This is a genomic window from Streptomyces sp. SID4985, from assembly GCF_009863025.1.
Taxonomy (GTDB): Bacteria; Actinomycetota; Actinomycetes; order Streptomycetales; family Streptomycetaceae; genus Streptomyces.
Window position 1 is genome coordinate 1 of sequence record NZ_WWIR01000107.1, and the last position, 20,726, is coordinate 20,726.

The following is a 20,726-nucleotide window of genomic DNA, read 5'->3' on the forward strand; positions in this document are numbered from 1 at the left end:
CCAGCCCGCGACGGCCAGCTCACGCCGGGCGCGCTCCAGCAGGCTCTCGTCGCGGCCGACCTTGACCACGAGGCCGCCGGAGGCGAAGACGGCGTTCTCGCCGAGGGCGAGCAGCCGCGCGTCCCGCGCCGGACCGGGCAGCACCTTCGCCCCGGCCAGTACGTCCCGCGCCCGCGCCTCGTCCATCGTCCGCCTCCGTGTCCCGTTCGCACGCCTGTGCATGTGCCTGTGCCGGGTGCCGTACGCCCCGGTCTCCGGCCAGTCTTGCATTCGCACAGGTCGGGCCGTGTGCGCGGTCCCTTGACGCGATGGCGGCCCTTCGCAACCATGAACACGCCAATCCTGGGGGCAAAGGGGCTGACGGGGGCTGATGCCATGACGACGGTGGCCCGGACGACCGCACGACCGGCCGCGCGTCCCGCGCCCGCCCGCGACCACGGCGCCTGGTTCCTGGTGCTGCCCGCCCTGATCCCGATCCTCGTGCTCAGCGTGGGCCCGCTGCTCTACGGCATCCTGCTCGCGTTCACCGACGCACAGTCCGGCCGCACCGCCGCCACCCGCTGGACCGGCGTCCTCAACTTCCAGGACCTGCTGCACGACACCCTGTTCTGGGAGTCCTTCCGCATCGGCCTGCTGTGGGCCGTCGGCGTCACCGTGCCCCAGTTCCTGCTGGCGCTCGGCCTCGCCCTGCTGCTCGACCAGGACCTGCGGCTGCGCCGCCTCGCCCGCGCCCTCGCGATCGTCCCGTGGGCCATGCCCGAGGTCGTCGTCGGCGTCATGTGGCGCCTGGTCTACAACCCGGACGCGGGCGTCCTCAACGAGACCCTGAGCGACCTCGGCCTCGGCGGCGGCCGGGACTGGCTCGGCACCCTCGCCACCGCCCTGCCCGCCGTCATCGTCGTCGGCGTCTGGGCCGGGATGCCCCGCACCACCGTCGCTCTGCTCGCCGGACTCCAGAACGTGCCCCGCGAACTGCGCGAGGCCGCCGCCGTGGACGGCGCGGGCGCCTGGCGCCGCTTCCGCGCGGTCACCTGGCCCGCGCTGCGGCCCGTCGCCCTCGCCGTCACCTCGCTCAACCTGATCTGGAACTTCAACGCCTTCGCCCTGGTGTACGTGCTCACCGGCGGCGGGCCCGGCGGCCGCACCCGGCTGCCCATGCTGTTCGCCTACGAAGAGGCCTTCCGCTACGGCCAGTTCGGCTACGCGGCGGCGATGGGATGCGTGATGGTCGCGGTGATCTCGGTCCTGCTCGCGGTGTTCCTCGCCGGCCGGCTGCGCGGGGGCGAGGACTGATGAGGACCCGCCCCGCCGCACGCGCCGCCCAGTACGCGGCCCTGCTCGCCTACCTGGTCTTCCTGGCCTTCCCGCTGCTCTGGCTGCTGTCCACCGCCTTCAAGCCGCCCCGCGAACTGGCCTCCCTGCACCCCACCTGGATCCCGCGCCACCCCACCCTCGCCAACTTCCGCCGCGCCCTGGACGAACAGCCCCTGGCGCACGCGGCGTTGACCTCCCTGCTCGTGGCACTCGCGACCGCCGTCGTCGCCGTACTGATCGCCACCCCGATGGCGTATGTGATCGCCCGGCGCCCCGGGCTGCTCTCCCGCGCGGCCACCGGCTGGGTGGTGGTCAGCCAGGCGTTCCCCTTCGTGCTGCTGATCATCCCGCTGTTCCTGCTGCTCAGAAGGCTGCGGCTGATCGACTCGGCGCCCGGCCTCGTCCTGGTCTACGTGGTGTGGTCGCTGCCATTCGCGCTGTGGCTGCTGGTCGGGCAAATGCGTTCTGTGCCGGTCGAGTTGGAGGAGGCGGCGGCCGTGGACGGCGCCGGACGGGTGCGGACCCTGGTGTCGGTGACGGCGCCGCTGCTCGCGCCGGGGATCGCGGCGACGGCGCTCTTCGCGTTCGTCACCGCCTGGAACGAGTTCTTCTTCGCGCTGGTCCTGCTCAAGAGCCCCGGCAAACAGACGCTGCCGGTCGTGCTCACCCACTTCATCGGCGCGGAGGGCGTCGCGGACCTCGGCCCGCTCGCCGCCGCGGCCTTCCTCGCCACCCTGCCCTCCCTGGCCTTCTTCGCGCTCGTCCAGAAGCGGCTCTCGGGCGGTCTGCTCGCCGGGGCGGTGAAGAGCTGATGCCGACGCGCACCAGGATCGCCGCGGCCGCCGTCGTGCTCCTCCTGCTCCTCGCGGGCTGCTCCTCCGGCCGGCCGGGCAGCGGCGACGGCAAGGTCGTGCTGCGCTTCCAGTCCCTCGCCTGGCAGCCCGAGTCCGTCGCCGCCACGAAGAAACTGGTCCAGGAGTGGAACGCGAGCCACGACCGGGTGAAGGTCGAGTACGTCCAGGGCAGTTGGGACTCGGTCCACGACCAGCTGCTCACCTCCTTCGAGGGCGGCGAGGCCCCCGACGTCATCCACGACGCCTCCGACGACCTGGCCGACTTCGCCCACGGGGGTTACCTCGCGGACCTCGGCGAGCTGCTCTCCCCCCGGCTCAAGTCCGACATCCCACAGAGCAGTTGGGGCACGGCACGCTTCGGGGACGGCGTCTACGGCGTGCCCTTCCTCCAGGAACCGAGGGTGCTGATCGCCAACGCGACATGGCTGCGCGCGGCCAGGGTGCGCGTGCCGACGCCCGAACACCCCTGGGCCTGGGACGAGTTCAGGGCGGTCACCAAGACGCTCAGCGGGCCCGGCAAGTACGGCGTGGCCTGGCCGCTCAAGGAGCCCGTCTCCGCGACCCTCAACCTCTCCCTCTCCGCGGGCGGCCGTCTCTTCCACCAGGGCGCGGACGGCAAGGTGAGCGTGCGGTTCGGGTCCGGGGACGCCGTCGTACCGCGCACCGTCCACGACCAGGTGGCCGTCGACCACAGCGCTCCCGCCTCCACGCTCGGCAGCGGCGGCTCCGACACGCTGCCCGGCTTCTTCGGCGGCCGGTACGCCATGGTGCCGCTCGGTTTCTCCTACCGCCAGCAGGTCGCGCTCCAGGCACCCAAGGGCTTCGACTGGGAGGTGCTGCCCGCGCCCGCCGGGGCCGACGGACTCACCCAGGGCGTCAGCCCGCAGACCCTGTCCATCGCCGCCGACTGCCCGCACAAGAAGGAGGCGGCCGCCTTCCTGGACTTCCTGCTGCGCCCGCCCAACATGGTCCGGCTCGCCCTCGGCGACTGGATGCTGCCCACCGGCACCCAGGCCCTGAAGGACCCCGCCCTGCACACCGCCAAGGACGGCTGGGCCACCGGCACCGCCCTCGCCGCACACCTGCGGCCCGCTCCGGCCCAGTCCGTGCGGGGCTACCCGGAGTGGAAGGACAAGGTGGCCACCCCGGCCTACCAGGAGTACTACTCCGGCGCGATCGGCCTCTCCGAACTGCGTCGCCGACTGGAACGGGACGGCAACCTCGTCCTCGCCCGCTACCAGCGCTGACGTGGTGTCCGATCCGCCCTTCGTAGATCCACTTTGCGCGGACAAAATCTTGTTGAACAAGTCACAGCCGCGTGTAGGAGTTGATCCGGACCCGCTCGATCCGCGAGAGTTCCGACGTACCGGTCCCGCCGGTTCACGGCCGTCGTGCCCACCCCCACGGGGCACGACGGCCCCTTACGGTGTGCGGATGACGACGACCTACGCGGCACTGCTGCGCGGCATCAACGTCGGGGGCGCCAGGAAGCTCCCGATGGCCGACCTGCGGGCTCTGCTGACCGGCCTCGGTTACGACGGCGTACGCACCCATCTCCAGAGCGGCCAGGCGGTGTTCAGCGCCGAGACCCGTGAAGAGGCCGCGCTGGAAGCCGAGTTGAGCAAGGCCATCCACGAGCGCTTCGGTTTCTCCGTCGACGTGATCGTGCGCGACCACGCCTATCTGAGCGCGGTGGCCGACGCCTGCCCCTTCCCGGCGGACGAACTCGCCCCCAAGCAGCTGCACATCACCTATTTCTCCGAGCCGGTCACCGCCGACCGCTTCGCAGGGATCGACCCCGCCGCGTATCTCCCCGAGGACTTCCGCCTCGGCGACCGCTGCCTGTACCTGTACGTCCCCGACGGCCTCGGCCGCAGCAAACTCGCCGAGGTGCTGGCACGGCCGCGCGTCACCAAGGGGCTGATCGCCACCTCCCGGAACTGGAACACCGTGCGCAAGCTGGTGGAGCTGACGGCGCAGTGAGCCGACCGCGTCGGCGCGGGCATGTCAGGGCCGAGATGTCAACCCCACGCCTACGGAATGAGGTTGGCCGATAGTCGACGCCCACGTGTCACGGTACGAGAGTGAACTGTGGGGACGCGCACCGAAAGCCGCTGGAAACATGGCGCACGGTGACGGCCGGCAGCGGTTTTCGGCCGGTCCCCCTGGCGTTTTCGGCCCCCCATCCCCTGGCCGGAACCCGCATGGACACCCGCCCTCTCGGTAACGTCGGCCTCCGGTCCCGGATCAGGAGTGAGGACAGGTCTTGAGTACGTACGACCAGCACGGCAACACGCCCGGCGGGTACGCATACGAGGCGGCGGCCCGGGGATGGCTCGAACTGGAGACCCTGATCGAGCTGGCCGAGGGACTCACCGCCGCGCTGCACGCGGAGTATCCGGCGCTCGTCGGCTACGGCGAGTCGATCGAGGCCGAGCTGGCGCTCTCGGCCGAGGACGGGCTGCCGCCCAACCGGGGCCGTATCCGCTCCGCCCTGGAGGCGGTCAGCATCGGTGCCGGGGCGGGCACCGGCAGCCTCACCTACACCCAGCGGCTCATCAACGGGCTCAAGCTCTGACGCGCGGGCCCGCCGCTCTGACCCGCGTGCCTGCCGCTCTGACCCGCGGACCTGCCGCTCAGACTCCCACCGGCGCCGGGAGCGAGGCGGCCGCCCCGGCGTAGCGCTCCAGCAGCACACGCGCCACCTCCGGCGCCGGGCCCAGCACGTCGGCCAGCACGTCCGCCCCGGCCGCACCCCGCGCGATGCGGTCGGGGAGGAAACCGGGGGCCAGCACGTACGGCGCGACGGCCACCCGATCGCAGCCGAGCGCGCGCAGTTCGCGCACCGCGTCCTCGGTGCGGGGCAGGGCGGCGGAGGCGAACGCGGGCCGCACGGCACGCCAGCCGGTGCGCCGCCACTCCCGCGCCACGCGCTCGATCACCGCGATCGCCTCGGGGTCCGAGGACCCCGCCGAGGCCAGCACCACCCCGGTCCCGGCCCGGTCGGCGTGCCGTACGCCTGCCTCGTACAGACGACGCTCCAGCGCCCCGATCAGCAGCGGCGACGGGCCGAGCACCTCCGCCTGGCGGACCCGCAGACCGGGTGGTGCCTCGCGCAGGACGGCCGGGATGTCGGCCTTCGCGTGGAAGGCGCGGGTCAGCAGCAGCGGCTGGGCCACCACGTCCCGCACCCCACGCGCGGCCAGCGACTCCAACACCTGACTCACGGACGGGGTGTTGAAGTCCAGGAAGCCCGTCTCCACATGCAGACCGGGCCGCAGCGACCGTACCCGCGCGACCAGCGCGCGCACGGTCGCCGCGTGCCGCGCATCACGGCTGCCGTGGGCGACGACGAGGAGAACGGGCTTGTCGTCCATGGGACTTCAGCTCTTCACCAGCAGGCCGCGGCTGCGCAGCACCCACCGCTCCAGCGGACTGAAGAGCAGCAGGTCGATCGCGATGCCGACGAACAGGATGAGCAGGATGGCCTCGAACACCATGGCCATGTCGAGGGCGTTGCGGCCGTTCTCCAGCAACTGGCCGAGTCCGACACCGAGATCGGGGAAGGACGCGATGATCTCCGCCGCCATGAGCGAGCGCCACGCGAACGCCCAGCCCTGCTTCATCCCGGCGACATAGCCGGGCAGGGCGGCGGGCAACAGGATGTGCCAGACGCCGCGCAGCCCGGAAGCGCCCATGGTGCGGCCCGCTCGCAGGAACAGCGGGGGCACCTGGTCCACCCCGGACACCAGGCCGTTGGCGATGGAGGGGACCGCGCCGAGCAGGATCACGGCGTACATCATCGAGTTGTTCAGGCCCAGCCACATCACGGCGGGCGGCACCCAGGCCACCGACGGCAGCGACTGGAGCCCGGACAGGATCGGCCCGATGGCCGCCCGCACGAACCCCACCCGCGCCACCAGCAGCCCCAGCGGGGTGCCGATCAGCAGGGCGAGGAGGAAGCCCAGCAGACCGCGCGAGACGCTGGTCCAGATGTAGCCGAGGAGCTTGCCCTCCAGCCAGTCGTGCTGGACCACGTGCCACACCGCCGACGGCGGGGGCAGCTTGGTCGGGTCGTCGACGACCTTGAACGTCACCAGCGCCTGCCACACCACCAGGACCAGCAGCACGGCGGTGACCGGCGGCAGGACCTTGGTGGTGAGGGTGCGGCGCAGCGGCGGCCGGCCGGTACCGGCCGTCTCCAGCGCGTCCAGGCCCGCCTCGACGCCGCCGTCGGCGGTGGTCGCGGCCTCGGGGGTGGTCGTGGTCTCAGTGCCTGCCATGGCGGCTGATCTCCCCACGCAGTACTTCGGTGATCTCCAGGGACAGTTCCGCCACGGGGGCGTCCTCGATGCGGCGCGGCTGCGGGATGTCCACCGTCCACTCGCGGGCCACCCGGCCGGGCCGCGAGGACAGCAGCACCACGCGCTGCGCGAGCCGCACCGCCTCACGGACGTTGTGCGTCACGAACAGCACCGACAGGCCGGTCTCCGCCCAGATGCGGGTCAGCTCGTCGTGCAGCACGTCCCGCGTGATGGCGTCGAGCGCCGCGAACGGCTCGTCCATCAGGAGCAGTCCGCTCTCCTGCGCCAGCGCGCGGGCCAGCGCCACCCGCTGGCGCATCCCGCCGGACAGCTCGTGCACCCGCTTGCCGTACGCGCCGTTCAGCCGGACGATGCCGAGCAGCTCCTCGGTCCGGGCGCGCCGGTCGGACTTGGGAACTCCCCTCAGTTTCAGGGCGAGTTCGATGTTCTTGCCCGCCGTGAGCCAGGGGAAGAGCGCGTGCTCCTGGAACATCAGAGCGGGGCGGCCGTCCGTCGCGATGGACCCGGTGGTGGGCCGGTCCAGGCCCGCCACCAGGTTGAGGAGCGTGGACTTGCCGCAGCCCGAGGCCCCCAGGAGGGTGACGAACTCACCCGGCGCGACGTCGAGGCTGATGTCGTCGAGGACGGGCTGCGCTCCGCCCGGCCCCGCGAAGGACTTCGATACGTGATCGAGGCGGACGGCGTACTCGGTCGCCGGTCCGGCCTTGGCGAGGGTGGTGGCCATGGTCGTCACCTCCTGGGAATCGTCGGGTACCGGGTCAGCTCGTGCCGAGACCGGCGGCGTCGACCTTGGGCTCGCCCTCGGCGCCCAGGACCTTGTTGAGGATCGTCAGGTCGTAGATCCCGTTCAGTGCGGGCTTCTCCAGCAGGCCCGCCTTGACCGCGTGGTCGGCCTCGGCGTTCAGAGTGGCCGCCAGCGGGTCGTCGGTGATCCGGATCGACTTCCAGGCCGGGTCGAGGACGGCGGCGGGCAGCGCCTTGCCGGAGTCGGCCTCCAGCTGCTTGTTGGCCGCGGCCTTCGCCTCGTCCGGGTGGGCGTTGATCCACTTGTTGGTGCGCACGGAGGCCCGCAGGACCGCCTCGACGGCCTTCGGGTGATCCTTGAGGAACTTCTGCGACACGATGATGTTGGTGATCACGAACTTCTTGTCCGGCCACAGGTCGGACTCGTCGAGCAGCACCTTGCCGCCCTCCGCGACCAGCTTGGACGCGGTCGGCTCCGGCACCCAGGCGCCGTCGATCGAGCCGTTCTTGAAGGCGTCCGGGGTCACCTTGTTGTCGCTGCGGACCACGGTGACATCGCCCTTGCCGCTCTGCGCGTCGACCTTCCAGCCCTGCTCCGCCGCCCAGTTGAGGAACGCCACGTCCTGGGTGTTGCCCAGCTGCGGGGTGGCGATCTTCTTGCCCCTGACGTCCTTGAGGGACTTCACCTTCTTGGGGTTCACGACCAGCTTGACCCCGCCGGACGCCGAACCGCCGACGATCTTCAGGGACTTGCCGCCGGACTTGGTCCAGCCGTTGATCGCGGGCGACGGGCCGATCCAGCCGATGTCGATGGAGCCGGAGTTGAGCGCCTCGATCTCGGAGGGGCCCGCGTTGAAGGTGGCGTACTCGGCCTTCGTGGCGCCCAGTTCCTTCTGGAAGATGCCCCGGTCCCGGCCCACCAGGGCGGTCGCGTGGGTGAGGTTGCCGAAGTAGCCGATCTTCACGGTGTCGAGGCCGTCGATCTTCTTCGCCCCGGCGGCGACCTTCTGGGCGGAGTCGTCCTTGGCGGCCTCGGAGCCGTAACCGCAGGCCGCGAGGGCCAGCAGGGGGAGTACGGCGAGCACGGGGAGGCCCCGGCGGGGGAGCGGTACGCGAGTGGCAGGCACGGGAGGTTTGTCCTCTCGTCGGCCCGGCGGTCACGGAACGTTCAGTCCGTGGCCGGGAGTTCGGCAAATGGTTTTCGTCTGTGCCGGGACGATGGGGGCACCGCCCTGGTCGAGCGAAGTCGAGAGCTTGGGGGAGGGTGGGGGGTCAGGGCGCGCGAGCGGTGCGCGTACGTCAGCGCGCACATCGCGCCACTCCGCCCTGCCCGCTGCCGAGGGCGCCGCTGCCGACGCGGCCGCCCTCCTTCGCGAACGTCGAGTAGAAATCCCGGGAGTTCATGGTCAGAAGTCCCAACCCTCGTCGTCGGCCGCGTCCTTCACCGGCTCCGGGGACGCGAACGACTCGCCGACCATGCCCGCGGTCAGGGTGGTGCCGTCGCTCGGGTCGATCAGGATGAAGGAGCCCGTGCGGCGTGAGTCGGCGTAGGAGTCCACCGGCAGCGGCTCGGCCGTACGCACCGTGACCCGGCCGATGTCGTTGGCCACCAACTGCCCCGGGTGCGGGTGCAGCGAGAGGTCGGCCAGGGTGAGCCGGGACGGGATGTCCTTCACGATCGCCTTGACCGTGCGGGTGCCGTGCTTGAGCAGCACCCGGTGCCCGACGGTCAGCGGCTGGTCCGCGACATGGCACACGGTCGCCTCCACGTCCCGCGTGACCTCGGGCGCGTCCTCGGCCGGGACGATCAGATCGCCGCGCGAGACGTCGATGTCGTCCTCCAGGAGCACGGTCACCGACTGCGTCGTCCACGCCACGTCCACCGGCGTCCCGAGCAGGTCGATCCCGGTGATCCGGGTCGTGCGCCCGGACGGCAGCACCGCGACCTCGTCGCCCACCCGGAAGGTGCCCGCCGCGATCTGCCCCGCGTAACCCCGGTAGTCGGGGTGCTCGGCGGTCTGCGGGCGGATCACGTACTGCACCGGGAGCCGGGCGTGGCAGTGCGCCAGGTCGTGGCTGACCGGCACCGTCTCCAGATGCTCCAGGACGGTCGGGCCGCCGTACCAGTCCATGCGGGCCGACGGCTCCACCACGTTGTCCCCGGCCAGCGCCGAGATCGGGATCGCGGTCACCTCGGGCACGCCCAGCTCGGTCGCGTACGCCGTGAACTCCGCGGCGATCTTCGCGAAGACCGGCTCCGCGTAGTCCACCAGGTCCATCTTGTTCACGGCCAGCACCACGTGCGGCACGCGGAGCAGCGCGGCGATGGCGGCGTGCCGACGGGTCTGCTCGACCACGCCGTTGCGCGCGTCGACCAGGACCACCGTCAGCTCGGCCGTGGACGCGCCGGTCACCATGTTGCGGGTGTACTCCACATGGCCCGGCGTGTCGGCCAGGATGAACCGGCGGCGCGGGGTCGCGAAGTAGCGGTACGCCACGTCGATGGTGATCCCCTGCTCCCGCTCGGCGCGCAGGCCGTCGGTGAGCAGCGCCAGGTCGGGGGCCTCCTGGCCCCGGCTCACCGACACCCGCTGCACGGCTTCCAGTTGGTCGGCGAGGACCGACTTGGAGTCGTGCAGCAGCCGTCCGACGAGCGTGGACTTGCCGTCGTCCACGGAGCCCGCCGTGGCGAACCGCAGCAGGGTGGTGGCCGAGAGCTCCTCGGTCGTGATCGTGCTCATGGCTAGAAGTACCCCTCCCGCTTGCGGTCTTCCATCGCGGCCTCGGAGAGCCGGTCGTCGGCGCGGGTCGCGCCGCGCTCGGTCAGCCGGGAGGCGGCGATCTCCGCGATCACCGCGTCCAGCGTGGCCGCGTCGGACTCCACCGCGCCCGTGCAGGACATGTCCCCGACCGTCCGGTAGCGGATCAGGCGCCGCTCCACGGACTCGTCGTCCCTCGGGCCGCCCCAGTCGCCCGCCGTCAGCCACATGCCGTCGCGCCGGAACACCTCGCGCTCGTGCGCGAAGTAGATCTCCGGGAGCACGATCTCCTCGCGTGCGATGTACTGCCACACGTCCAGCTCGGTCCAGTTGGACAGCGGGAAGACCCGGACGTGCTCACCCGGCGCGTGCCGGCCGTTGTACAGGTTCCACAGCTCCGGGCGCTGGCGGCGCGGGTTCCACTGCGAGAACTCGTCCCGCAGCGAGAACACCCGCTCCTTGGCGCGGGCCTTCTCCTCGTCCCGGCGGCCGCCGCCGAAGACCGCGTCGAACTTCTCGCTGCGGATCTTCTCCGTCAGCGGCAGCGTCTGCAGCGGATTACGGGTGCCGTCGGGGCGTTCCTTGAGCACACCCCGGTCGATGTAGTCCTGTACGGAGGCCACATGGAGCCGCAGCCCATGTGCGGCCACCACACGGTCCCGGTACTCCAGCACCTCGGGGAAGTTGTGTCCGGTGTCCACATGGAGCAGCGTGAAGGGCACCGCGGCCGGGGCGAACGCCTTCAGCGCGAGATGCAGCATGACGATCGAGTCCTTGCCCCCGGAGAACAGGATCACCGGGTTCTCGAACTCGCCCGCCACCTCGCGGAAGATGTGCACCGCCTCGGACTCCAGCGCGTCCAGGTGCGAGAGGGCGTACGGGCTGTCCGTGCCCTCGTCGCCGCCCGTGACCTTGGCGACGGTCGTCATGCCAGTCCCCTCTCGCCGAGCAGCGCGCGCACCGCGGCCGCGGACTCCGACACGCTCCGCCCCTGCGTCTCGATGCGCAGGTCCGGCGCCTCGGGCGCCTCGTACGGGTCGTCCACACCGGTCAGCCCGGTCAGCTCCCCGGCGGCCTGCCGGGCGTACAGCCCCTTCACGTCCCGCTCGCCGCACACCTCGACCGGGGTCGCCACATGCACCTCCAGATACGGCGTTCCGGCCGCCGCGTGCCGCTTGCGCACGGCCTCCCGGCTGTCCGCGTAGGGCGCGATCACCGGCACCAGCACCAGCACGCCGTTGCGGGCGAGCAGTTCGGCGACGAAGCCGATGCGCTGGACGTTGGTGTGCCGGTCCTCGCGGGTGAAGCCGAGCCCGGCGGAGAGGAACTCGCGGATCTCGTCGCCGTCGAGCACCTCCACCCGGTGTCCTCCGGCGCGCAGTTCTCCGGCCAGTTCGGTGGCGATGGTGGTCTTGCCCGCGCTCGGCAGACCGGTGAGCCAGACGGTGGCTCCGCTCGTCACGTGTCGCTCCTGAGTCGGTTCGGTCGTCATCCGTGCGGTCGTCATCCGTGCAGTCCGCACTCGGTCTTGGCCCGCCCGGCCCAGCGTCCGGCGCGCGCGTCCTCGCCCTCAAGCACCCGGCGGGTGCAGGGGGCGCAGCCGACGGAGGCGTAGCCGTCCATCAGCAACGGGTTGGTCAGGACGCCGTGTTCGGTGACATAGGCGTCCACGTCGTCCTGGGTCCAGCGGGCGATGGGGGAGACCTTGACCTTGCCGCGCCTCGCGTCCCAGCCGACGACCGGGGTGTTCGCCCGGGTCGGGGACTCGTCCCGGCGCAGCCCGGTCGCCCACGCCTGATACCCCGTCAACCCGGCTTCCAGCGGCTGGACTTTGCGCAGCGCGCAGCACAGGTCGGGGTCGCGGTCGTGCAGCTTCGGGCCGTGCTCGGCGTCCTGTTCGGCCACCGTGCGGGCGGGCGTGAGCGTGATGACGTTGACGTCCATCACGGCCGCCACGGCGTCCCGGGTGCCGATGGTCTCCGGGAAGTGGTAGCCGGTGTCCAGGAACACCACGTCCACGCCCGGCCGTACCCGTGAGGCGAGGTGGGCGACCACCGCGTCCTCCATGGAGGAGGTGACACAGAACCGTTCGCCGAAGGTGTCCACCGCCCAGCGCAGGATCTCCGGCGCGGACGCCTCCTCCAGCTCCCGGCCGGCCTCTTCGGCCAGCCGCTGCAACTCCTCGTCGGTGCGCTCTGCTTGAGTGGCCGTCATATTGATCCGTCCCCTCCGTCGTCGGCTCGCCGCAGTCCCCGGGCCAGCAGCCCGAGGAACTTCAGCTGGAAGGCCCGGTTGCAGGCCCCGCATTCCCAGGCCCCGTGTCCTTCCTCGCTGGGGCGCAGGTCCTCGTCACCGCAGTAGGGGCAGTAGAAGGGCGCGGCACGCTCGCTCACGACAGCGCCTCCTCGGAGGCCCGCGCGGCCCAGACGGCGAACCGCTCGCCGTCCGCGCGCTCGGCCTGGAAGCGCTTCAGCACCCGCTCCACGTAGTCCGGCAGTTCCTGCGAAGTGACCTTCAGGCCGCGGACCTTACGGCCGAAGCCCGCCTCCAGGCCGAGCGCGCCGCCCAGGTGCACCTGGAAGCCCTCCACCTGGTTGCCGTCGTCGTCCACGACCAACTGGCCCTTGAGGCCGATGTCCGCGACCTGGATACGGGCGCAGGCGTTCGGGCAGCCGTTGATGTTGATGGTGATCGGCTCGTCGAACTCCGGGAGGCGGCGCTCCAGTTCGTCGATCAGGGAGATGCCGCGCGCCTTGGTCTCCACGATGGCGAGCTTGCAGAACTCGATGCCGGTGCAGGCCATCGTGCCGCGCCGGAACGGCGAGGGGCCGACCTTCAGATCCAGCGCCTCAAGTCCCGCCACCAGCGACTCGACCCGGTCGGCCTCGACGTCGAGCACGATCATCTTCTGCTCGACGGTGGTACGGACCCGGCCCGAGCCGTGCTCCTCCGCGAGACCGGCGATCTTGGCGAGCGTCGCCCCGTCCACCCGGCCGACACGCGGCGCGAACCCGACGTAGAACAGGCCGTCCTGCTGCCGGTGCACCCCCACGTGGTCCCGCCAGCGCTCCACCGGCTGTTCGGGCGCGGGGCCGTCGAGCAGGGGCCGCTTCAGGTACTCGTCCTCCAGCACCCGCCGGAACTTCTCCGCGCCCCAGTCCGCGACCAGGAACTTCAGCCGGGCACGGTTGCGCAGCCTGCGGTAGCCGTAGTCACGGAAGATCGAGATGACGCCCTCGTACACGTCGGGCACCTCGTCCAGCGGCACCCAAGCACCCAGCCGTACACCGATCTTGGGGTTGGTCGACAGTCCGCCGCCCACCCACAGGTCGAAGCCCGGCCCGTGCTCGGGGTGCACGACGCCCACGAACGCGATGTCGTTGATCTCGTGCGCCACGTCCAGCAGCGGCGAGCCCGAGACCGCGGACTTGAACTTGCGCGGGAGGTTGGAGAAGTCCTTGTTGCCGATGATCCGGCGGTGGATCTCGTCGATCGCCGGGGTGCCGTCGATGATCTCGTCCTCGGCGATGCCCGCGACCGGCGAACCGAGGATCACGCGCGGCACGTCGCCGCACGCCTCGGTCGTGGACAGACCGACCGCCTCGAGGCGGTTCCAGATCTCGGGCACGTCCTCGATGCGGATCCAGTGCAGCTGGATGTTCTGCCGGTCGGTGATGTCGGCCGTGCCGCGCGCGAACTCCTCGGAGACCTCGCCGATCACGCGCAGCTGCTCGGTGGTGAGACGGCCGCCGTCGATCCGCACCCGCAGCATGAAGTACTTGTCGTCCAGCTCCTCCGGCTCCAGCACCGCCGTCTTGCCGCCGTCGATGCCGGGCTTGCGCTGGGTGTACAGGCCCCACCAGCGCATTCGGCCGCGCAGATCGTTCGGGTCGATGGAGTCGAAGCCGCGCCGGGAGTAGATCGTCTCAATGCGTGTCCGCACATTGAGACCGTCGTCGTCCTTCTTCAGCTGTTCGTTGCCGTTGAGCGGGGTGTGGTGTCCCATCGCCCACTGGCCCTCGCCGCGGTGGCGACTGACCTTGCGGCGGGGCGCGGAGGCAGCGGGGGGCTGGGGGGTGGCGGCCATGGTTCTGGAGTCCTTACGGGACAGGCGGGAATCGGCTCAGCCTGCGCACGTGCGCGCGCACGTGGGCATTCACGTGCGCGGCGGTGCGCGAAAAGCGAAAAGAGAATCGGCAGGGCTGGTGTGTCAGCTCGCCGGACAGATGGCGCTGGACATGCGGCCGAGATCGACGTGCCGTCGACTCACCAGGGCGATTCCAGTTCCAGACATGACGGCAGCGTTGCACGCGGATCTCCGGGCAGTCCACCATTGTCCGGATTCTGGACGCAACTATTCTGCATGACGAGACGGAGGCGGAGCTTCCGCCGCGTCCGTCCCGCCGTGCGGCTCACTCCGCGAACGCGCCGGGCCACGGTCCGGGCGTCGTCGCCGCGGGCCGAGGCTCGACCTCGGTCTTGAACAGCGTGAACCCGCGCCGCTCGTAGTTGGCCCGCGCGAACTCGCCGTCCCAGCTGCACGTGTGCAGCCACACCCGCTTGGTCGGCGGCAGCTCGGGCCACCGCACCGCCAGGTCCCAGGCGCGCGCCGTGCCGTACGACAGCAGGTGGCCGCCGATGCCACGCCCCCGGAAGGCGGGCAGCAGCCCGAAGTAGGCGATCTCCACCACGCCGTCACCCATGGCGTCCAGCTCTACATATCCGGCCGGGGTGCCGTGTTCGTACGCCACCCATGTCTCCACGCCGGGCCGCTCCAGGTACTCCCGCCAGCGGGCGTGGCTCCAGCCGAGCCGGTCGGTCCAGCGGATGTCACCGCCCACCGAGGCGTACAGGAAGCGGCTGAACTCCGGCGAGGGCACCTCGGCGCGCACGATCCGCACGGCGTCGCCCTCCGGCGCGGCGGCCGGCAGGAGGTCGGCGGGGGAGTTCTGCTCCAGGGACCAGGTGGTGACAGGGACGTTGCTCATGACGGCCAGAAAATCATCGGACGGCCGGACATGTCGATCCCTTCCGCCTCAGTCCAGCGACTCCTCCAGCCGCGCCAGCGGCACCGCGAACAGCATCCGGTCCGACAGCGACCACACCTCGCCGGTCTCCTGCCAGTACGACAGCGAGCCCGCCGAGTCCGCCGGGTCCGTCCAGCAGTGGTGGGAGGAGTCCGAGCCACAGCGGGCCGCCGCCGCGCCACGGATGTCCTGACGCCATAGCCCGCCCCGGTCGTTCGCCGACTTCGGCTGTGTCCCTATGTACCAGGACGACATGTCCGTGCCGGGACGGTGGTAGGAGAGCACACCCCGGATACCGCGCGCCCGGGTCCGGTACACCTCGGCCGCGTCGGCGCGGCCGGTGGAGTCGGTGGCGAGCAGACCATCGCGCGCGGGGGCGTTGCTGAACGCGTACCGCCACAGCCGGGTCCGCCGCTCGCCGCTCGCCGGGGTCTGTTCCCCGGCCACCAGACTGTCCGGCGAGGTGCCCCGGTCCAGCGAGAGCGGGCCGGGACAGGGCGGCCCGGAGGCGCCGCAGCGTCCGTCGTGGAAGCGGTACGAGCCGATGGCGGGCATGACGTACCGGTACCCTGCCGCCGACCAGCCGTGCGGCACCCGGCCGATCGCGGGCTCGTCCACGGTGGTGCGCTGGATGCGGTCGAGGTCGTAGACGTAGAGCGCCTCGGTGCCCGCCCGGCCCGCGCTGACCAGCAGTTTGTTGTCGTACCAGACCATGCCCGAGATCCCGGAGTCCAGCCCCCGGTAGTCGCTGCCGCCGTTCTCGGGCACCACGAGGAGCACCCAGCGGTAGACGGGCCGGGCCGGGTCGTCGAAGTCGGCGAAGGCGACCCGGGCGAGCCCGTGCCCGGCGCCGGACCCCTCGGTGGCGCTGTGGCTCCAGCCGGTCAGGACCACGCGGTGCGTGCCCCAGACGCCGTCCTCGTCCGCGTCCCCGGAGGTGGTCACCGAGGCGGGGCGCCAAGAGGTGTCGGCGGTGTCGGCGCGGTCCCAGCAGTAGGAGCGTGTGGCGGTGGGGGTGAGCGGCAGGGTGGCGCGCTCCTCGGAGTCGCAGGCGGAGCCCACGCGCATCGCGCGGTCGGCGTCGCGCAGTACGGCGTCCACCCCGACCGGGCGCCCCATGGACCCGGCGAGCCGGTCGAGCGTACGCGCGGGCACCAGGCTCTCCTGGAGCCGCAGCGGGGCGGTGTCCGCCTGCGCGGTGAGCGGTGTGAGCGCGCCAGGATTGCCGGTGACCGTGGCCTGCGAGGCGCTGATCAGCGTGGCCGCCGCGGTGAGGGCGAGGCCGGTCCCGGTCAGGACCGCGCGCAGGGCCATGCCTCGTCTGCGCCTGCGGTGTCTGCCGCGATGCTTCATGTCTCCTCCCGAGGCGGTCCAACTGCACCCGGCGATCGTTGTGTTGACCGCGAGGCCGTTGGGCGGACCCGTCAGGGATGCTACGGCAGCGAGCGGCGCTCCGGGGGGAGGACCCCGCAAATGCGGGGAAGACGCCCGCGTTCGGGGGGTGTTCACCCCATTCTGTTCGGGCCGGGTGTTCGCATTCCGTCCCCGGTGGCCGTCCGGGCGCGGCCGCGCAGCCGGGCCAGCGCGGGTGCGGTGGAGTGGGGCAGCAGCGCGGCGGGCTCCTCGGGCAGCAGCACCTCCACGTCCGCGTCCTCCCGGAACCGGTAGGGCCGGTCCAGCAACAGCGCGCCCAGATAACGCCGTACGCGCGACATCTCCGCGCGCACCGTCACCGTTCTGGACCCGTCGCCGAACAGGTCCTCCGCGAGACCGGCCGCGCTGCGCCCCGCGCGGTGTTCGGCCAGGAGCAGCAGCAACTCGGCGTGCCGGGCGCTCAGTTCGCGCGACCAGGGACCGGCGGCGCCGGACACCGTCAGCGTGCGGCAGCCGGGGCGGGACAGGTCCAGCGTCATCCGCACCCCCGCCGCCGTCTCGTCCGCCGCCCGCACCAACCAGCCCCCGGCCAGCGGCTCCACCGCGCACGAACCCAGCGCGGCCAGCCTGCGGCGGCCCGGCGACAGGGAGTTGGGCAGCGCGAGGCGGCGGACGTACGGCATCCCGGTCACCGCCGCCGTCCAGCCGTCCCGGTCCACCACCAGGGCCCGCCCCTCCAGCCGGGCCAGCACCGGAGCGCCGACCGTGCGCAGCCGCTCCAGCGAGGTCAGATGCAGCTCGCGCAGCCGGGCCTCGGCGAGCTTGGCCACCGAGTCCACCCAGGCGAGGGTCGCCGGGTGCATCGTCTCCAGCGGGCCGCTCACGTCCACCACGCCGAGCAGCCGGCCGTCCCGGGGGTCGGTGATCGGCGCTCCCGAACAGGTCCAGGAGGCGTGCGAGCGGACGAAGTGCTCGGCGCCGAAGACCTGCACCGGCCGCCGTACGACCGCGGGCGTGCCCACGCCGTTGGTGCCGACCGCGTTCTCGCGCCAGTCGGCCCCCACCTCGAAGCCGAGGACGTCGGCCTTGCGCAGCACCGCCGGGGCGCCCTCGCGCCACAGCACGCGGCCCTCGGCGTCGGCGACGACCATGATGTGCCGGGCCACGTCCGCGACCGACAGCAGACCCTCGCGCAGCACCGGCAGCACGTGCCGCAGCGGCGACTCCCGTCGTCTGCGTCCGACCTCCTCGGGGGACAGCAGCGGCGAGCCACGGCCGTGTTCGGGGTCCACGCCGCTGCGCAGCATCCGCGCCCAGGACTGCTCGATCACCGGCCGGGGCGCGATCCGCGCGTGTTTCCCGGCGAGCCGGGCCTCGCGGACCTCGTTCAGCACCCGCGCCGCCTGCGCCGCGTCCACGGCGGCCAGCCGCGCCATGTTCATGGGCGGGTCCACCACTTGCGCCTCCCGGAAGATAGGCGTCCAACACATGTGTCGCGCCAACCCGGCGGCGGCTTCCGGGATGGCGGCTCCCATACTGCCGCCGAGTGGGGGCCGGGCACACCGGTCTGCGCACTCTCGGCTACAAGTTGCAACCCCCTGCAACCCTGGTGAACGGCACGGGGCGCACCGACACTTGAGCCCTGCGCCGCCCCCGGGCGGTGCGTGCGCCCTCCAAGGGGCCCGAGGGGCGGGGGTGGTGCCGTGTCGGCGCAGCACCACCCCCGCGACCCCGGGGCCCGGCGACCGGGCGGACCGGACCGGGCGGACCGGACCGGGCGGACCGGACCGGCGGACCGCGGGCCGACGCGGGGACACCGGCGCCGCCCGGCGCGAGCGAACGGCCCGTCCACGCTCCGGCCCGTCCACGCTCCGGCCGTCCACACCCCGTCACATGCGCGCTCATCTGCCGCGCGGCACAGGCGTTCCGCCCCGCGAGGTGAGGGCCGCGCGCCGCGCCGGATACCGTTAGGACGTGCAGTCAGCAAGTGAAACCCCCGAGCGGCTCCGGGGCCGCCTCCACCGGGCCAGAGCCCTTTACCGGAACGTCTCCAAGCGGAGGACCGCCTGGCTGCTGCTGACGGACACCGTCAATTCCTGCATGGAGTACCGCATTCTGGGCCTCGCGGCCGAGGCGGCCTTCTTCACGCTGCTGTCCGTCCCGCCCCTGCTGCTCAGCCTCATCGGTCTCCTCGGCTACGTCGACGACTGGACCGGCGCCGACACCATCCACAGCCTGGAGACCAACCTCCTGGAGGCCTCGCGCACCGTCCTGTCGAACAAGGGCGTCAAGGAGATCGCCGAGCCGATCCTGGACGACGTGATGAAGGGCGGCAGACCCGACGTCATCTCCATCGGCTTCCTGTTCGCCCTCTGGTCGGGCTCCCGCGCGGTGAACGTCTTCATCGACACCATCACCGTCATGTACGGCCTCGACGGCGTCCGGGGCATCGTCAAGACCCGCATCATGGCGTTCCTGCTGTTCATCGTGGCCCTGCTGATCGGCTCGGTGGCGCTGCCGCTGATGGTGGCCGGACCGGACGCGGTGGTCGGCGTCCTGCCCTGGTCCGCGACGGTCGTCAAGGTGCTCTACTGGCCCGTCGTCATCGTCCTGTCCATCGTCTTCCTGACCACGCTCTACCACGTCTCCGTCCCGGTCCGCTCCCCATGGATCGAGGACGTGCCCGGCGCCCTGGTCGCGCTCGCCATGTGGGTCCTCGGCAGCCTTCTGCTGCGGGTGTATCTCACCCACACCATCGAGGGCGCCACCATCTACGGCTCACTGGCGGCCGCCGTCGCCGTGCTGCTGTGGATCGGTGTGTCCGCGTTCGCCGTGCTCGTCGGCGCGGCGGTGAACGCCGCCATTGACCGGGTCTGGCCCGCCGCCGCCACGGCCGCCGCCCGCGAGGCCAACGAACGTCAGCGCGAGGTCCAGATCGCCGAGTACGTGGCCCGGGCCGCCGCGGCCCGCGAGAGCGATCCGGACGACCCCGACATGCCCTCCGAGTTCCCCGAACGCTGGTCCCGTTTCCTGCCCCCCGAGGACATCACCGGGCGGCTCCGCACCCATGCCAGGAACACCCACCACACGCACAAGGGCGACAAGGACCGGGGGCACCCGGAGAGGTGAGCGGGGCGCGCGGGCCGCGTGCGGTGGCCTGCGCGGGTCGCCCGGTGCGTCCGGTCTGCCCGGTGCGCGGAGGGGTGTTGCACGGGTCCGTGCAAGGGAATACACCCGCCCTGTGCGGCGCTCTGACATGTGGTGCTCTCCTATGTGGTGCCATGAGCGCCTCTGTGGTGCCATGAGTGACCGCCACACGCTCTGTGTGTGATCGGCACATGTGCGCGGCGAAGGGCTGGTGGGCGATGACCGCAGACCGGACGGACCCGGTGGTCCGCACGCGGCAAGGGGCCGTCCGCGGCCGGTACGAGCAGGACGTCGCCGTGTTCCGGGGCATCCCGTACGCCGCACCGCCCTTCGGCCCCCGGCGGTTCCGGCCGCCTCAGCCGCACGCGCCCTGGGACGGGGTGCGCGACGCCGGGGACTACGGCCCGACCGCGCCGCAGGTGCCGTACTCCGAGGCGTTCTCCGGCTACCTCTCCGACCCGGTGATCCCCGGCGACGCGTGCCTGAACCTCAACGTCTGGACCCCCGAGCCCGGTCCCGGCGCCCGGCTCCCCGTCCTGGTCTGGCTGCACGGCGGTGCCCTGACCAGGGGTTCCTCGGCCGTACCGGTGTACGGCGGCGGTGCCTTCGCCCGTGACGGGGTCGTCCTCGTCTCGGTCAACTACCGGCTCGGCATCGAGGGCTACGGACTGTTCCCGGACGCGCCCGCCAACCCCGGCCTGCGCGACCAGCTCGCCGCCCTGCGCTGGGTCCACGAGAACATCGCGGCCTTCGGCGGCGACCCGGCGAACGTCACCCTTGCCGGTCAGTCGGCCGGTGCCATCAGCGTCGGCGTCCTGCTCACCGTCCCCGAGTCCCGGGGCCTGGTCCGGCGGGCCGTCCTGCAGAGCGGCGCGCCGGAGGTCTCCGAGCGCGACAAGGTGCGGCGGATGGTGCGCCGTATGGCCGCCCGGCTGAAGGTCCCGGCCACCGCGGCCGCCTTCGCCGCCGTCGACCGGGACCTGCTGCTGCGCGCCCAGGCCGAGGTGGGGCGGCTGAGCAGCCCCGTGCTCGGCGGCCCCGCCTTCGGCGTCGTCCCGGACGGCGACCTCGTGCCCGCCGACCCGGTTCAGTCCCTGGTCGACGGCACGGCGGCACCCGGCGTGGACCTGCTGATGGGCTGGACCCGGGACGAGTACCGGCTGTGGCTGGTCCCCGGCGGGC

General features: G+C 72.0%; 21 protein-coding genes and 1 pseudogene. 7 read left to right on the forward strand and 15 right to left on the reverse strand.

Annotated elements, in window-relative coordinates; all coding sequences use genetic code 11:
- Positions 1-186, reverse strand: a pseudogene (locus GTW40_RS04430) (aminoglycoside phosphotransferase family protein); the annotation flags it as partial.
- Positions 187-375: 189 nt separating this feature from the next.
- On the opposite strand from GTW40_RS04430, the gene GTW40_RS04435 reads away from it, so the two are divergent.
- The 5 genes from GTW40_RS04435 to GTW40_RS04455 all read left to right on the forward strand — a co-directional run bounded on the left by GTW40_RS04435 (position 376) and on the right by GTW40_RS04455 (position 4,746).
- Positions 376-1,293, forward strand: a complete 918-nt coding sequence (locus GTW40_RS04435; RefSeq protein WP_161178825.1) for a sugar ABC transporter permease — start codon at positions 376-378, stop codon at positions 1,291-1,293.
- A complete protein-coding gene (locus GTW40_RS04440; RefSeq protein ID WP_161178826.1) occupies positions 1,293-2,126 on the forward strand; it encodes a carbohydrate ABC transporter permease in 834 nt (277 codons plus the stop codon). Before GTW40_RS04435 ends, GTW40_RS04440 begins: the two co-directional genes overlap by 1 nt.
- Positions 2,126-3,415: a sugar ABC transporter substrate-binding protein gene (locus GTW40_RS04445; RefSeq protein WP_161178827.1), complete on the forward strand. Its 1,290-nt coding sequence runs from the start codon at positions 2,126-2,128 to the stop codon at positions 3,413-3,415. The genes GTW40_RS04440 and GTW40_RS04445 overlap by 1 nt, the downstream gene beginning before the upstream one ends.
- Positions 3,416-3,602: 187 nt before the next feature.
- Entirely contained in the window at positions 3,603-4,151 is a 549-nt protein-coding gene (locus GTW40_RS04450; protein ID WP_161178828.1) for a DUF1697 domain-containing protein, read from the forward strand.
- A gap of 283 nt (positions 4,152-4,434) precedes the next feature.
- Positions 4,435-4,746, forward strand: coding sequence for a hypothetical protein (locus GTW40_RS04455; RefSeq protein ID WP_161178829.1), 312 nt, complete (start codon positions 4,435-4,437; stop codon positions 4,744-4,746).
- A gap of 58 nt (positions 4,747-4,804) precedes the next feature.
- Here the strand turns inward: GTW40_RS04455 and GTW40_RS04460 are convergent, their stop codons facing one another.
- From GTW40_RS04460 to GTW40_RS04525, 14 genes are all read right to left on the reverse strand, one after another.
- Positions 4,805-5,545: a sirohydrochlorin chelatase gene (locus GTW40_RS04460; RefSeq protein ID WP_161178830.1), complete on the reverse strand. Its 741-nt coding sequence runs from the start codon at positions 5,543-5,545 to the stop codon at positions 4,805-4,807.
- Between the two features lie 6 nt (positions 5,546-5,551).
- Positions 5,552-6,451, reverse strand: a complete 900-nt coding sequence (locus GTW40_RS04465; protein ID WP_161178831.1) for an ABC transporter permease — start codon at positions 6,449-6,451, stop codon at positions 5,552-5,554.
- Entirely contained in the window at positions 6,438-7,217 is a 780-nt protein-coding gene (locus tag GTW40_RS04470) for an ABC transporter ATP-binding protein (protein WP_161178832.1), read from the reverse strand. Before GTW40_RS04470 ends, GTW40_RS04465 begins: the two co-directional genes overlap by 14 nt.
- Before the next feature lie 34 nt (positions 7,218-7,251).
- The gene (locus GTW40_RS04475; RefSeq protein WP_161178833.1) at positions 7,252-8,364 is read right to left on the reverse strand and encodes an aliphatic sulfonate ABC transporter substrate-binding protein; all 1,113 of its coding nucleotides are present in this window, start codon (positions 8,362-8,364) and stop codon (positions 7,252-7,254) included.
- Between the two features lie 279 nt (positions 8,365-8,643).
- Positions 8,644-9,978, reverse strand: coding sequence for a GTP-binding protein (locus GTW40_RS04485; protein ID WP_161178835.1), 1,335 nt, complete (start codon positions 9,976-9,978; stop codon positions 8,644-8,646).
- 2 nt (positions 9,979-9,980) lie between these two features.
- Entirely contained in the window at positions 9,981-10,925 is a 945-nt protein-coding gene (cysD, locus tag GTW40_RS04490; RefSeq protein ID WP_161178836.1) for a sulfate adenylyltransferase subunit CysD, read from the reverse strand.
- Positions 10,922-11,488, reverse strand: a complete 567-nt coding sequence (gene cysC / locus GTW40_RS04495; protein WP_161178837.1) for an adenylyl-sulfate kinase — start codon at positions 11,486-11,488, stop codon at positions 10,922-10,924. Before cysC ends, cysD begins: the two co-directional genes overlap by 4 nt.
- 11 nt (positions 11,489-11,499) lie before the next feature.
- Positions 11,500-12,210, reverse strand: a complete 711-nt coding sequence (locus tag GTW40_RS04500) for a phosphoadenylyl-sulfate reductase (protein ID WP_161178838.1) — start codon at positions 12,208-12,210, stop codon at positions 11,500-11,502.
- The gene (locus tag GTW40_RS04505; protein ID WP_161178839.1) at positions 12,207-12,389 is read right to left on the reverse strand and encodes a hypothetical protein; all 183 of its coding nucleotides are present in this window, start codon (positions 12,387-12,389) and stop codon (positions 12,207-12,209) included. Before GTW40_RS04505 ends, GTW40_RS04500 begins: the two co-directional genes overlap by 4 nt.
- Positions 12,386-14,083, reverse strand: a complete 1,698-nt coding sequence (locus tag GTW40_RS04510) for a nitrite/sulfite reductase (protein ID WP_161178840.1) — start codon at positions 14,081-14,083, stop codon at positions 12,386-12,388. The genes GTW40_RS04505 and GTW40_RS04510 overlap by 4 nt, the downstream gene beginning before the upstream one ends.
- 123 nt (positions 14,084-14,206) lie before the next feature.
- Complete coding sequence (locus GTW40_RS33675; protein ID WP_309486338.1) at positions 14,207-14,290, reverse strand: putative leader peptide; 84 nt, start codon at positions 14,288-14,290, stop codon at positions 14,207-14,209.
- 118 nt (positions 14,291-14,408) lie between these two features.
- On the reverse strand, positions 14,409-14,984 hold the full coding sequence (locus GTW40_RS04515; RefSeq protein ID WP_161178841.1) for a GNAT family N-acetyltransferase: 576 nt from the start codon (positions 14,982-14,984) through the stop codon (positions 14,409-14,411).
- 48 nt (positions 14,985-15,032) lie between these two features.
- Positions 15,033-16,376, reverse strand: a complete 1,344-nt coding sequence (locus GTW40_RS04520) for a hypothetical protein (protein ID WP_161178842.1) — start codon at positions 16,374-16,376, stop codon at positions 15,033-15,035.
- A gap of 152 nt (positions 16,377-16,528) precedes the next feature.
- Positions 16,529-17,854: a GAF domain-containing protein gene (locus GTW40_RS04525; protein ID WP_161178843.1), complete on the reverse strand. Its 1,326-nt coding sequence runs from the start codon at positions 17,852-17,854 to the stop codon at positions 16,529-16,531.
- A gap of 517 nt (positions 17,855-18,371) precedes the next feature.
- On the opposite strand from GTW40_RS04525, the gene GTW40_RS04530 reads away from it, so the two are divergent.
- Positions 18,372-19,526 (forward strand): YihY/virulence factor BrkB family protein, encoded by a 1,155-nt coding sequence (locus GTW40_RS04530; RefSeq protein ID WP_343245613.1) that lies wholly within the window; start codon positions 18,372-18,374, stop codon positions 19,524-19,526.
- A 236-nt stretch (positions 19,527-19,762) separates the two neighbouring features.
- Positions 19,763-20,726 (forward strand): carboxylesterase family protein (locus tag GTW40_RS04535; protein ID WP_202485372.1); only part of this gene is annotated, 964 nt, incomplete at its 3' end.

Coding starts and splice junctions, on each gene's coding strand:
- GTW40_RS33675 (WP_309486338.1), bottom strand. CDS start 14,290: ATGTCTGGAACTGGAATCGCCCTGGTGAGTCGACGGCACGTCGATCTC.
- GTW40_RS04440 (WP_161178826.1), top strand. CDS start 1,293: ATGAGGACCCGCCCCGCCGCACGCGCCGCCCAGTACGCGGCCCTGCTC.
- GTW40_RS04445 (WP_161178827.1), top strand. CDS start 2,126: ATGCCGACGCGCACCAGGATCGCCGCGGCCGCCGTCGTGCTCCTCCTG.
- cysC (WP_161178837.1), bottom strand. CDS start 11,488: ATGACGACCGAACCGACTCAGGAGCGACACGTGACGAGCGGAGCCACC.
- GTW40_RS04500 (WP_161178838.1), bottom strand. CDS start 12,210: ATGACGGCCACTCAAGCAGAGCGCACCGACGAGGAGTTGCAGCGGCTG.
- cysD (WP_161178836.1), bottom strand. CDS start 10,925: ATGACGACCGTCGCCAAGGTCACGGGCGGCGACGAGGGCACGGACAGC.
- GTW40_RS04515 (WP_161178841.1), bottom strand. CDS start 14,984: ATGAGCAACGTCCCTGTCACCACCTGGTCCCTGGAGCAGAACTCCCCC.
- GTW40_RS04510 (WP_161178840.1), bottom strand. CDS start 14,083: ATGGCCGCCACCCCCCAGCCCCCCGCTGCCTCCGCGCCCCGCCGCAAG.
- GTW40_RS04460 (WP_161178830.1), bottom strand. CDS start 5,545: ATGGACGACAAGCCCGTTCTCCTCGTCGTCGCCCACGGCAGCCGTGAT.
- GTW40_RS04450 (WP_161178828.1), top strand. CDS start 3,603: ATGACGACGACCTACGCGGCACTGCTGCGCGGCATCAACGTCGGGGGC.
- GTW40_RS04485 (WP_161178835.1), bottom strand. CDS start 9,978: ATGAGCACGATCACGACCGAGGAGCTCTCGGCCACCACCCTGCTGCGG.
- GTW40_RS04465 (WP_161178831.1), bottom strand. CDS start 6,451: ATGGCAGGCACTGAGACCACGACCACCCCCGAGGCCGCGACCACCGCC.
- GTW40_RS04470 (WP_161178832.1), bottom strand. CDS start 7,217: ATGGCCACCACCCTCGCCAAGGCCGGACCGGCGACCGAGTACGCCGTC.
- GTW40_RS04520 (WP_161178842.1), bottom strand. CDS start 16,376: ATGAAGCATCGCGGCAGACACCGCAGGCGCAGACGAGGCATGGCCCTG.
- GTW40_RS04435 (WP_161178825.1), top strand. CDS start 376: ATGACGACGGTGGCCCGGACGACCGCACGACCGGCCGCGCGTCCCGCG.